We start from the raw sequence: 11,172 nt of genomic DNA on the forward strand, positions 1-11,172 counted from the left end.
CTCAACTACCCTGCTCCGTGGCTGCCTGGGCAGCAATGGACTGGATGCCGTCATGAAAGGGATACGGCTTGCCAAGCACGCCGAAGGGGCCAAACTCCGCCGGCATGTGCTGCAGGAAATGCTTTCTGATATCCTCGATCTCCCAGCCGCCTTCGCGCGTCAGGGTCTTCCCATAATGCGGTTGCACCATGTGGGAAATGCGTTCGCCACCGGTACCGAATACCTGGCCGGATATCGCGTCAGCCTCATCGCTGCACAACCAGCATACCATCGGCCCGTTTGCCGCTGGATCAAAATACGGCATGTTATCCGCGTCTTTATACGTTGCCGACATGTGCGTGGTTGCCAGCGGACCAATGGCATTGACCCGAATCCCCTTCCTGGCCAGCTCAATTGCCCAGGTATAGGTCATCGAAGAGATAGCGCCCTTTGCGGCCGAATAGTTGGTCTGTCCGAAGTTGCCAAACTGCGCTCCCGAAGTCGTATTCAGGATGGCGCCACCATCGCCCTGCTCCACCATTTTTCTTGCCGCGTGCTGACTGCACCAGAATGTGCCCATAACATGCACACGCCATACGAGTTCAAAATCATCGTCATTGAGTTTCAGGAACGATTTGTCCCGTACAACACCGGCGTTGTTGATGAGAATGTCTATTCTTCCATAGTGTGCGCAGCAACTTTCAACCAACTCGGCACACCCTTCACGACTGCCAATATCAGCGTAGTTCGCCACAGCCCGGCCACCGCTTGAGACCAGTTGCTCGACAAGCAAATCCGCAGCTTCACGGTCTATGTCGTTGACCACCACAGACGCGCCGTTCTTAAGCAGGTGTTCGCAATGACCTTTTCCGATGCCCTTTCCGGCTCCGGTCACAACTGCTATTTTCCCTTCAAGTAACTTTCCCATCACCATCTCCACTCAATCATTGTAGGCAGCCCAGCGAGGGCTCCTTCGCTCTTCCATTGCGACCAACCCCTCCTGGGTGTCAGGGTGGCTTCTATGCTCAATGATCTCTCGCCATGTGCGATCCAAAGCCTCTGTCAATCCGGTTTCCTTGCTTCGCCAGATGGCCTTTTTACTCTTCGCAAGCGCGGCAGGCGAATGCCTGGCAATCTTTTCAGCCAGTTCCATCGCGCGAGTCATTAGATCCTGTTGGCCAACGACTTCGCCAATGAGCCCGCAACGCAGGGCATCTTCGGAGGACATTCTTTCCGAGCCACCCAGAAATGCCAGCCTGAATACAGAATCGAGAGGTATACGCCGGGCAAGACCGACGGGTTCCAGGCCGGCAATCAACCCAAGCTTCACGTGCGTGTCGAAGAAGGTGGCATGGTCGGCAGCGATAACGATGTCGCTGTCAGCAATGAAGTGAAATCCGCCACCACAAACCATGCCGTTTACCGCGGTTATTACTGGTTTCCAGCATTGTTGCTGCAGGGCGGTCATACGAAAGATTGGCGAGTCCTGCATACCGGTACAAAACACACTCTCGATCAGTTCCGGCGACACATTCGACAGATCCATGCCAGTACAAAAAGCCTTATCTCCAGCGGCACTGACAACGACGACCGCAACGGAATCATCTGACTTGATGTGGTTCCAAACGCGGTCCAGTTCGACCATCATCGTATGATTAAAGGCATTATGGGCTTCGGGACGATTCAACGTGACGACAGCCACCTTTTCTTGCTTCTCGTAGATGAGCGTCGCAAGCGATCCAAGGCCGCCAGACTGAGTATTCACCGTCAATCTCCCTTTATCGAGGTCAGGCTGCAAAAGGGTCGGCCGCCGCGATTGCACAGCCCTTGTCCAGGACCGAATGTGCAATTTCGGCTTCCAGCGCCCTGCTGTCCAGCCAGTTGAGTTGCTGCTGTTTGGCGCGCCGGAAATAGAGCTGGATATCGTATTCCATGGTGAAACCGATACCACCGTGTATCTGCTGCGCCTTTGCCGTAACAGCACGAGCCACTTTGCAGGCGAACAGCTTGGCGGCAGCCGCCAGGGTAGCGTGCGGCAGGCCCTGGTCATATGCCCAGGCGGCCTCCGCTACCAGTAATCGGGCTCCCTCGACTTCAGTAGAGCAGTCGGCGAGATAGTGCGATATCGACTGGAAAGCGGCAATTGGCTTGTCGAACTGCTCCCTGGTCTTGGCGTATTCGACCGTTATATCCAACGCTTTCTGCGCCAGTCCAACTGCGCGAGATGCATCCAGGATAATCGCCTCCAACAAAACCCCGTGCCAGGTACGCCATCCGGCACCACCAGTGGTGAGGCAAGCACTATCCGGAACGAACACATCACGCAGCATCACCTGATACTGTGTATCTGACGCCATGCTCAGCTCCTGATCCAGCGTTAACCCAGGCGCATCCGCGTCGACCAGGAACAGATCAATATCCTCCGGTTCGTCGCCAGTCCTTGCCAGTACGATCAATTTTTCCGAGGATCCGGCAAAAAATACATGGCGTTTGAGACCATTTAGCCTGACACCACCTTCCACTCTGGCCGCTTGACAGTTTACGCCGACCGGTTCATACCCCGAGTCCGGCTCCAGCCAGGCAATCGCCATCACAATATCGCCCCCGGCGATTCGAGAAAGCAGCTGCGCCGATTGCTCCGACTCACCGACTTCCTGTAGTAGTCTGGCTGCGAGAATGGCCGTCGTGAAGTGTGGGCATGGCGCCAGGCTCCTACCAAACTCTTCGTACATACTGACATTTTCCAGCATACCTATCGGATTACCGCCGTATTCCTCGGGTATCATGGTGCCAAGCAATCCGGAATCCGCCAGTACCGTCCACAGCTCGTCTTTGTAGCCCTTGGGATCATTCTCCATGGCACGTACCGCTTCGGTAGTCGAGTGGTCGCCACATATGCTGCGGACAAGATCGGCAATGGCTGACTGTTCTTCTGTGTGAGAAAGATTCATTGATTACCCCATTGATAGAAATTTGGATTCCACTGACTATGCTCCAGCGTCCAAAGATTGGTATCGGCTTGTACAGGCAGCGCAAGTGTGATCGCCGCACTGGTGGCTATTCCATCTTCAGTGGACACCAACACGGAAATACCAATCCAACCAACTGCGGAGTTCTGGATACGCTTGCCATTCACTTCACCGGCCAGAACCATTGTTGAACCGGGAAAAATCGATTGCTTCATCGAAAACTTCATTCTCCCGAGTCTCGCCGCCGGCCCGGCCCAACGTGTAACGTAGTGCTCAAGCCAGCCAGCCTGGGTCGGCGTGTTTAGGAATATGTCCCTAACACCATTACGCTCAACCGCAAATTTCTGGTCATGGTGCATTGGTCGCCAGTCGCGGCTCGCCACCGCGCCCAGAACAATATCGGTTGCGGTCACATCGAAACTCAATGGTGGCAGAGTGGTCCCGACATCGACATCGTCAAAGCGCCGGCACTCGAATCGCTGTTTAGTCATTGTTTTACATACCCGAATGCGGTGTAACTATCGCTGCCCAGAAACACCCCTTCCTCATTCTCTATCACGACATCCACAACCCAGAATCGCCCAATACCCAGCCGCGTTGTCTTGTAGTCGCTGATTGATTTCACAACCTGGTAAGTAAGAATACGTTCACCCACTCGAGCCGGGGCACCAAAAGTCAGCTCATTATCCGAAATGATGGCCTCGGGCAACTCCAGCAGCATTTTCAGATCGAAGTGCGCACGCAAAGCCAGTTGTGGTTCATCCGCACCCGGCTTCCAGTGGTGTGGCCTGAACCAGGTTGAAATCATGGAGGGCGGTGCGAATTGATAGCCTACCGTTTTCACTGCACAGTCTTCGCTCCAGTACAGCGGATTACCGTAGCGAACTGCCGCGCAAAAGTTTTCGATTGCTCCCTGCTCAACCGCGACGTCCCCAAACATCTCATACTGGCGTCGACCGATAAGTTCACTAACCTGAGGGGGCAGTTCATCCTTCCGGGCATTCATTGCAGCGTCCCTTCCTCAATCCAGGCGTCAATTTCGACAGACCCAGCTCCAACTTCCCGCAGAATCTCTCGAGCCTGGGAACGACCACGCTCAACCTCAACCTCCTCAATGGGTTCTGAACCGGCAATCATTGGGCCGAGCTGCTTGAACCTGGCTTCCGGGCCTACGGATACGTGGTTAAAGGTACCGCGCTCTAGCAGGTGGGGATCGGAAACCACTTCGTCGATACCTAAGACCGGCGCGACACAGGTGTCTCTGGAGCACAGCACTTTCACCCAGTGGAGCCGCGTTTCCGACGCAATGACCTTCGCTAGTTTTCCCCGCAGTTCTTCCTGAACTGAAAGGTCAAACTGTTGTTCCGTATATTCTGGCAAACCGAGTTCTACACACAGGTTGCGATAGAACTTCGACTCAATCGCACCAATGGATACGAATTTTTCATCAGCCGTACGATAGCAGCTGTACCAGGCGTATTTACCTGTCAGTAAATCGTTGCCTGCGCTTACTTGCTCTCCGGTTGCCAGATATTTGTCAATATGTAGTGACATCATCGAGAGCATGCCGTCCAGTACCGAAACATCCAGGTATTTCCCATCACCGGTAACCTGCCTGTTCAGCAATGCCGATTGAATTCCTATAACAGCCTGCATGCCGCCACCAGCACTATCTGCCACGGTAGCACCTGGTATAGCCGGTACCCCGTTGATGTCCCTGCCGCTACAGTCCAGAAAACCACTTACCGCGAGGTAGTTGATGTCGTGTCCAGCCCATTGGCTATATCGCCCCTGTTGTCCATATCCCGATACAGAACAGTACACCAGTGATGAATTGACCTTACAGAGCGATTCATAGTCCAACTCCAGTTTTTTCATTACCCCCGGGCGAAAGCTCTCTATCAACACATCGGCCTTTTCTATCAACAAGTGAAAGGCTCTCCTCCCGGAGATACTTTTCAAATCTATCCTCAGGTGCCGGACGAACCTTGACGCACCATAAGCGTAAGCCTCCGGTTCGATCTGCAGAGCGCCGCGGGATGTTGGCACACCAACCTGGATAACGGAATATCGGAGATCGGCGAGTATTTGCGCAGCCCTCGCCCCCGGCCCCACACTCGCCAGATTGATAACTGTGAGTTTTTTCGTCACGGCAGACCCTCAGAAGTTCTTTGGCAAACCAAGTTTTCGCCTGGCCAGAATATTTTTCTGGATCTCGGAGGAACCACCGCCAATAGTGTCGATCACGGTGTAGGTATAGGTACTTTCCGCTCGGCCTCTGAGCGGAGCGGTTTCGTTCCCAAGGCACAGCTGGCTTCCAGGACCGGCAATATCCATGGTCTTGTCTGCGACACGTTGAGAGAGTTCCGTTGCGTACAACTTATAGGCAGAGGCTTCGCTTGTCGGCGGCTTCCCGCCCGCCAGCGCTGCCGATACGAACTGAAGACCCAGCAATCGGGCAACCTCCCCCTCAACCACCGTATTGACAACCTGCTGACGAAGCACTGGATCATCTCTTAGCGCCTTTCCATCGCGCTCGCCTGTACGTACGAAATCCGTTAGTAGCTCGATACGATTCTTAATCGGGCTGAACGTAAACATGGTAAATCGCTCCAGATCCAACGCCTCCGAGATATATTGAAATCCCTTATTCATCTCCCCGACGCGGTACTCGTCAGATACTTTCACGTTGTCGAAGTAGACCATGTTGGTGCGTTCCTTGCCCATGGTCGGCATCGGATAGACCTTGAGCCCAGGGTCGTCCATGCGTATCAGGAAAAGTGTTATGCCGTTGTGCTTCGTTGAAGACGTGTCGGTTCTCGCGCCAACCCAGTACCAGTCGGCAAAGTGAGCGGATGTTGTAAACATCTTCTGCCCGTTCAGAATCCATTCGCTGCCATCTTTCTCGGCCTTTAAACGCATTGCTGCAGCATCGGATCCAGCACTTGGCTCGGAATAACCCACTGCAAATTCTATTTCCGCGCTAAGAATCTGTGGAAGGAATTCCTTTTTCAGCTTATCCGATCCGTGGCGCATTAGGGTTTTGCCGATGATTCCGATACCCTTGCCGATTTGCGGCGCCCCTACAGAGGAAAGCAGCTCATTCAATAGGTATTCATAGACGCCCTCGACTTCCTGGCCACCGTACTCCCTTGGCCAGGTCAGGCCAAGCCAGCCACGCTTCGCGAGCTTCTTCATGAATGCACGCCGTTCCGGCGTATCACAGATCTGGGCCATATTCTCCCGTGTGACGTCCATCACGTCGGGCGACCGATTTTCTTCAATGAAGGCTTTTACTTCTTTTACGAATTCGATCTCTTTCTCTGAAAAATGAAAATCCATCCCTGTCTGCGACCCCTTTCCGAACTATTGGCAGAAATCCTATCAAGCTCATGACACCTGAAACACCACCCATCAGTGTCCAGTCAAGACAGCCGAACATCCAGAAATGACATACTGGTGAATCCTGCTGATTACGCCTTTGCGTGGATACCTGCCAGCCCGCCACCATTGAAATACCAATGTCGTGATCGGACACCGTTTTTCCATCCGGGATAACGGCAACCTTCCTCGGCTGCTGCTAGAGTTGATCACTAACGCACCGGAGCGGGATTCGATGATCAAAGACAAAGCAGCGATTGCGGGCATTTCACAGTCCGCGTTTTCCAAGTCACTCGAACAAAGTGAGCTTCGCCTGGCCTGCCAGGTTGTCAGCGATGCGCTCTTGGATGCCGGGATCTCACCCGAAGAAGTCGATGGATTGGCGTCCTACACGATGGAGACGACCTCAGACTTCGAGCTGGCAAAAAATCTGGGTTTTGGAGAACTGTCTTTTTTTGCCCAAACACCTCATGGCGGCGGAGGCGGGCCGGCCACCATCGGACTACTGGCGATGGCTGTAGCAACGGGCCAATGCAAGGTTGGCGTTGCATGGCGGTCCAGGAAACGTGGAGCACCAGATTCCCGGGTATGGGCCAACCGGGCCGCCTCGGCCGGGCTGGTAACCGCCGCTAACTGGTCACGGCCCTGGGGCGTTTTGCGACCGGTAGACGAAATCGCTTTGTTAACTGCGCGCTACTTCCATGAGACCGGCGCAAGTAGAAATCACCTCGCCAAGGTGGCATTGAATGCTAGGGAGATGGCAAACAATAACCCGCTGGCGATGATGTATGACAAAGTACTAACTCGGGAGAAGTACTTTGACGCACGCTGGATATCGCAGCCGCTCTGCCTCTTCGACAACTGCCTGGAGTCTGATGGCGCGGCGGCTGTAGTGATCACCAGCACGGAGCGAGCCAGGGATTGCCGCCATCGTCCAGTCAAGATTCATGCCTATGGCCAGGGCCTTTCCAGACAGTCACACAGTATGATCGACTTTTTTTCTGAAAACCCTATGTACGGAAGTTCCGATAGTTGCGCGAGAATGCTCTATCAGCATTCGGACATCAAACCCGCCGATGTGGATGTGGCGCAGATCTACGATGCATTCACATCGCTGGTGTTATTCTCCCTGGAGGCCTATGGTTTTTGCAGCAAGGGCGAGGCCGCTTCGTACATCGATCAAAACGGGCTTGGCCTCAACAGTCCGATGCCAGTCAACACTGCGGGCGGAGGACTGTCCGAGGCCTATATACACGGTTTCAACTTAATCACAGAAGGCGTAAAGCAGCTTCGGGGGACGGCTTGCAACCAGGTGGATTCTGCAAGCACCTGTCTCGTTACCGGCGGCGGTTGCTCACCCACCAGTGCAATTATTCTCAGGAGTTAACATGGTCGACCAGCTACTATTACCGGAGATAGACGAAACAAACCGGCCATTCTGGCAGGGCTGCCGGGATGGTGTCTTACGAATTCAGCGCTGCACCGGTACAGGACGACTGATCCACCCGCCTCGGGTAATGAGTCCCTGGGACAACTCTGCCGAACTTGACTGGACCGAGGTCTCCGGCGAGGGCAGGATATGGTCAATTGTCAGCCCCCACCCCCCGCTTATCGCGCAGTTTTCCGCGCTCGCACCTTATAACGCCATACTCGTTGAGTTGATAGAAGACCCCCGGATCAGGCTGATAGGCAACCTCGTTGCTGCCGTCGATCAGCCAATCAATTCGGTAAGCCTCGACCGAGCTGCCATCGGCGACAGGGTACGCGTCGTATTCCAGGATGAAGCAGACGACTGGGTAATGCCGCGGTGGCAACTATGCTGAAGCAGGCGCTATCCCCCAGATGCCAGTTGACGCTTTAGTTCTTCCTTGAGCACTTTGCCACTCGCGTTCGTGGGCAAGCTGGTAAAAACCTCAACGCGCTCGGGGCACTCCTGGCGCCGCAAGCCGTTTGCAATGCAGAAATCCTCCAGCTCCGCCAGCCCTACCGGCCCCATATTGTTTGCCGGCACGACGCAGGCGCACGCCATTTCCCCCCGCTCCTCATCGGCCAGCCCTATAACCGAAACAGCATCGATAGCCGGGTGTCCGGAAATGACGTCCTCCACCCGTTTTGCCGATATGTTCTCACCCTTTCGTATGATGACATCCTTTATTCGTCCGGTGACTGACAGCCAACCATCGGCGTTCACACACCCTATATCACCGGTACGGAGGTAACCGTCGGCGTCAAAGGCGTCCGTATCGAGCGCCGAATCCACATAGCCAAGGCAAAGATGCGGCCCCTTTAGGCAGATCTCTCCTTCGTCATTGGGGCCCAGCTGCCGGCCGTCCCGATCAACAATCTTTACCAACATACCGGGCATTGGCCGTCCTTCGGTGGCGGCCAGCTGACGGTCCGGATCATGGAGGGTATTCATCGTTGCGATCGGACACTCAGTCATACCGTAGCCAGACACGTATCCGCGCCCACCCAGGATCTCCCGCACATCCCTGTGCAGGTTTGGTGGTTTGCTAGCCCCGCCGCCAGTGGTGCAACGCAAGCTGGCAAAAAGCGGCTGCTCGTCTAGCCGTTTTTGGTACCTGATGTATTCCTGTATAAAAACTGTTCCAGCCCCCGCCACTGTGACACCGGCAGCGGACATCGCAGGGAAAACCTTATCGGAGAATCGTTCCAACACAAAGCACGCACTGCCAGTCATGACCATACTGGCAAGCCAGATGATCCCCCCAATGTGGGTAAACGGGAATACCATTGGCACCACATCGGCCGCCGTCAGTTCCAGGCAGGCGTTCATTCCCATCGCCGTCGACAGTATGGCCCTATCCGCATGCCGCGCCCCCTTGGGATCGGATGTTGTGCCCGAGGTATAGAAAATCCATCGTTCGCCATCGCCCTCCTCGGTTCGCACCGGATTCTTCGTATCCATTTGCGCGCAGCCGATGTCCTCAAGGCTTGGAAGGAGTTCCCAACGTCGGCAGGCCCCTTCCGCGGCAACATCCTGCGCCAGGCCTGCGTAGTCGAAGCCGCCCCATTCATTCATCACTATCAGCAGGTCAACCCCGGCCTGTCGGCACATGAATGTGACTTCACGGTGACGCAGAATGGGAAGCATGGGTACCTGCACCGCGTTGATCTTGCACAGGGCAGCACATAGAAAGATTGATTCCACCCTTGTCGGTAGCTGCCAGGCGACGCGGGCTTCCTCGACAACACCCAGTGCCCTCAGCCAACCAGCGTACTTGCAAGCCTCCTGGTAGAACTCCTTGAAACTATAGCTTCTGCCAAACTCATCGACCAGAAACTGTTTTTCGGGTGTTAGCGAAACCCGGTTTTCTATATGTGACCATATGCTGGTTGGAACGCCTAGTTTATTCATCTTCTCGTCCGTATTACCGGTAGAGCAATGCCATGTTGTAGATCAACGATGGTCTGTCCATGCTTTTTACCTGAAACGCAACCTCAAAGGTCAGGAGCGTTCCGCTTTTTTTTGCTTCGACATCAAACAGCTTTTGCCTTGACCTGATATAGGACCCCGATGGCACCGGGTCCAGGAATCTTAAGCCACTTGATCCGTAGTTGACGACACTGGTGTGCCCTTTCACCGTAAAGTTTTGTGGCGGCCGGACCTGCGGCATGATCGCCAACAACAAAAACCCGTGGGCAATGGTGCAACCAAAGGGCGATTCCAGTTTCGCCCTCTCGGGATCAACATGAATCCACTGACTATCGCCAGATAACTCGGCGAATTGGTTGATAAGTTCCTGGCTAATCAAAAAATCGCCAGACCACTCACCGTAGTCGTCGCTAATTGCTCCTCTGAGTGTATCAATGTCCCGGAAATCAATCTCTGTCATTGTCGCCTCTATGCACTTCTTCTCATAAACCACTAACGTGGCGGACGGATATTGCTTGTGCTCGAGTATGACCCTGCGCCAAGGGATGTAAATACGCTTACTATCGAACGACGCTCGTTATACGTATGAAGACACAACATTGTCACTCCTTGAATCAACCGACGTTTTTACCCCACGCGGGATGAGGTAGAAACTTCAGATCGAGCATTCACAACTGCGTATGCCAATATATGAACTATCATGCAGGAGAAAACATGAACTTCGAAACACTACTGGTAGAGTCGATATCCGGAGTTACAACCGTTACCCTAAACCGCCCCGAAAAGCTGAATGCCTACACCGTTAAGATGGGCGAGGAGCTTGTAGATCTGTTTGAGATACTTCGCGACGACGATAGCTGCCGATCTATCGTATTGACCGGGAGCGGAAGGGGCTTCTGCGCCGGCGTGGATCTTTCGCAACTTCGGGAGCCGGGAAACGGCGAAGTATCGTTGCCAAAACTGGGCGAAGAGCGACTCGTTAAAGGCTATGCGGCAGACCTCTTTCACTACCCAAAGCCCCTGATCGCGGCATTCAACGGTGCGGCCATTGGCGTCGGTGTTACGATGACATTGCCTTTTGATGTACGCATTGCTTCCAGCAACGCAAAATTCGGGCTGCCTTTTGCCAGACTGGGGATAGTACCCGGGCTTGGCAGCACCTACCTTCTACCGCGCATTATCGGACCTTCGAATGCAAAGATGCTAGCCATGACGGGACGTACAATCGACGCCAGTACCGCGCTGAAACTTGGGCTGGTAGACCAGATCGTGGACAACAGCGACCTACTCGATACCGCACGTGAAATTGCAGGTGAAATGGGCCAGAGTAAAGACAGCATCATCCATGCCATTAAATCTGCAATAAATTTCGCGAGCGGACCAACCAGCATTGAGCAGGCCATTGCTTTTGAACACGAGAAGAATGCCCAGCGTTGAGAGGCCTAT

General features: G+C 54.2%; 12 protein-coding genes. 3 read left to right on the forward strand and 9 right to left on the reverse strand.

From position 1 onward, the window contains the following. Window position 1 precedes the first annotated feature (1 nt). From JYP50_RS09965 to JYP50_RS09995, 7 genes are read right to left on the reverse strand one after another with little or no spacing between them, the layout of a single operon-like run. Window positions 2–907 (reverse strand): SDR family NAD(P)-dependent oxidoreductase, encoded by a 906-nt coding sequence (locus tag JYP50_RS09965; RefSeq protein ID WP_206560356.1) that lies wholly within the window; start codon window positions 905–907, stop codon window positions 2–4. A 12-nt stretch (window positions 908–919) separates the two neighbouring features. Continuing rightward, window positions 920–1,744, reverse strand: coding sequence for an enoyl-CoA hydratase-related protein (locus JYP50_RS09970; protein ID WP_206560357.1), 825 nt, complete (start codon window positions 1,742–1,744; stop codon window positions 920–922). A gap of 22 nt (window positions 1,745–1,766) precedes the next feature. Beyond that, on the reverse strand, window positions 1,767–2,930 hold the full coding sequence (locus tag JYP50_RS09975; RefSeq protein WP_206560358.1) for an acyl-CoA dehydrogenase family protein: 1,164 nt from the start codon (window positions 2,928–2,930) through the stop codon (window positions 1,767–1,769). After that, on the reverse strand, window positions 2,927–3,439 hold the full coding sequence (locus tag JYP50_RS09980) for a MaoC/PaaZ C-terminal domain-containing protein (protein ID WP_206560359.1): 513 nt from the start codon (window positions 3,437–3,439) through the stop codon (window positions 2,927–2,929). The genes JYP50_RS09975 and JYP50_RS09980 overlap by 4 nt, the downstream gene beginning before the upstream one ends. Continuing rightward, window positions 3,436–3,954, reverse strand: coding sequence for an FAS1-like dehydratase domain-containing protein (locus tag JYP50_RS09985; protein WP_206560360.1), 519 nt, complete (start codon window positions 3,952–3,954; stop codon window positions 3,436–3,438). Before JYP50_RS09985 ends, JYP50_RS09980 begins: the two co-directional genes overlap by 4 nt. After that, window positions 3,951–5,099 carry a CoA transferase gene (locus JYP50_RS09990; RefSeq protein WP_206560361.1) on the reverse strand — a complete coding sequence of 383 codons (1,149 nt, stop codon included), beginning with the start codon at window positions 5,097–5,099 and terminating at the stop codon, window positions 3,951–3,953. The genes JYP50_RS09985 and JYP50_RS09990 overlap by 4 nt, the downstream gene beginning before the upstream one ends. Before the next feature lie 9 nt (window positions 5,100–5,108). Beyond that, window positions 5,109–6,290, reverse strand: a complete 1,182-nt coding sequence (locus JYP50_RS09995) for an acyl-CoA dehydrogenase family protein (protein ID WP_206560362.1) — start codon at window positions 6,288–6,290, stop codon at window positions 5,109–5,111. 274 nt (window positions 6,291–6,564) lie between these two features. Between JYP50_RS09995 and JYP50_RS10000 the strand changes: the two genes are divergently transcribed. Both JYP50_RS10000 and JYP50_RS10005 read left to right on the forward strand, forming a co-directional pair. Then, a complete protein-coding gene (locus JYP50_RS10000) occupies window positions 6,565–7,716 on the forward strand; it encodes a thiolase C-terminal domain-containing protein (protein WP_206560363.1) in 1,152 nt (383 codons plus the stop codon). Window position 7,717: 1 nt separating this feature from the next. Then, window positions 7,718–8,152, forward strand: coding sequence for a Zn-ribbon domain-containing OB-fold protein (locus tag JYP50_RS10005; RefSeq protein ID WP_206560364.1), 435 nt, complete (start codon window positions 7,718–7,720; stop codon window positions 8,150–8,152). A gap of 8 nt (window positions 8,153–8,160) precedes the next feature. Here JYP50_RS10005 and JYP50_RS10010 read toward each other — a convergent pair whose 3' ends face one another. Together JYP50_RS10010 and JYP50_RS10015 are read right to left on the reverse strand one after the other, a co-directional pair. Further along, window positions 8,161–9,708: a class I adenylate-forming enzyme family protein gene (locus JYP50_RS10010; protein ID WP_206560365.1), complete on the reverse strand. Its 1,548-nt coding sequence runs from the start codon at window positions 9,706–9,708 to the stop codon at window positions 8,161–8,163. Window positions 9,709–9,721: 13 nt separating this feature from the next. Continuing rightward, window positions 9,722–10,186 carry a MaoC family dehydratase gene (locus JYP50_RS10015; protein ID WP_206560366.1) on the reverse strand — a complete coding sequence of 155 codons (465 nt, stop codon included), beginning with the start codon at window positions 10,184–10,186 and terminating at the stop codon, window positions 9,722–9,724. 254 nt (window positions 10,187–10,440) lie between these two features. Here JYP50_RS10015 and JYP50_RS10020 point away from each other — a divergent pair, with 254 nt between their 5' ends. After that, complete coding sequence (locus JYP50_RS10020) at window positions 10,441–11,163, forward strand: enoyl-CoA hydratase/isomerase family protein (RefSeq protein WP_206560367.1); 723 nt, start codon at window positions 10,441–10,443, stop codon at window positions 11,161–11,163. The last annotated feature ends 9 nt before the right edge of the window (window positions 11,164–11,172 follow it).

Origin of the sequence: Parahaliea mediterranea (genome assembly GCF_017255185.1) — a bacterium.
GTDB lineage: Bacteria > Pseudomonadota > Gammaproteobacteria > Pseudomonadales > Halieaceae > JAFKCZ01.

Coding starts and splice junctions, on each gene's coding strand:
- JYP50_RS09965 (WP_206560356.1), bottom strand. CDS start 907: ATGGGAAAGTTACTTGAAGGGAAAATAGCAGTTGTGACCGGAGCCGGA.
- JYP50_RS09975 (WP_206560358.1), bottom strand. CDS start 2,930: ATGAATCTTTCTCACACAGAAGAACAGTCAGCCATTGCCGATCTTGTC.
- JYP50_RS09980 (WP_206560359.1), bottom strand. CDS start 3,439: ATGACTAAACAGCGATTCGAGTGCCGGCGCTTTGACGATGTCGATGTC.
- JYP50_RS09985 (WP_206560360.1), bottom strand. CDS start 3,954: ATGAATGCCCGGAAGGATGAACTGCCCCCTCAGGTTAGTGAACTTATC.
- JYP50_RS09995 (WP_206560362.1), bottom strand. CDS start 6,290: ATGGATTTTCATTTTTCAGAGAAAGAGATCGAATTCGTAAAAGAAGTA.
- JYP50_RS10000 (WP_206560363.1), top strand. CDS start 6,565: ATGATCAAAGACAAAGCAGCGATTGCGGGCATTTCACAGTCCGCGTTT.
- JYP50_RS10005 (WP_206560364.1), top strand. CDS start 7,718: ATGGTCGACCAGCTACTATTACCGGAGATAGACGAAACAAACCGGCCA.
- JYP50_RS10010 (WP_206560365.1), bottom strand. CDS start 9,708: ATGAATAAACTAGGCGTTCCAACCAGCATATGGTCACATATAGAAAAC.
- JYP50_RS10015 (WP_206560366.1), bottom strand. CDS start 10,186: ATGACAGAGATTGATTTCCGGGACATTGATACACTCAGAGGAGCAATT.
- JYP50_RS10020 (WP_206560367.1), top strand. CDS start 10,441: ATGAACTTCGAAACACTACTGGTAGAGTCGATATCCGGAGTTACAACC.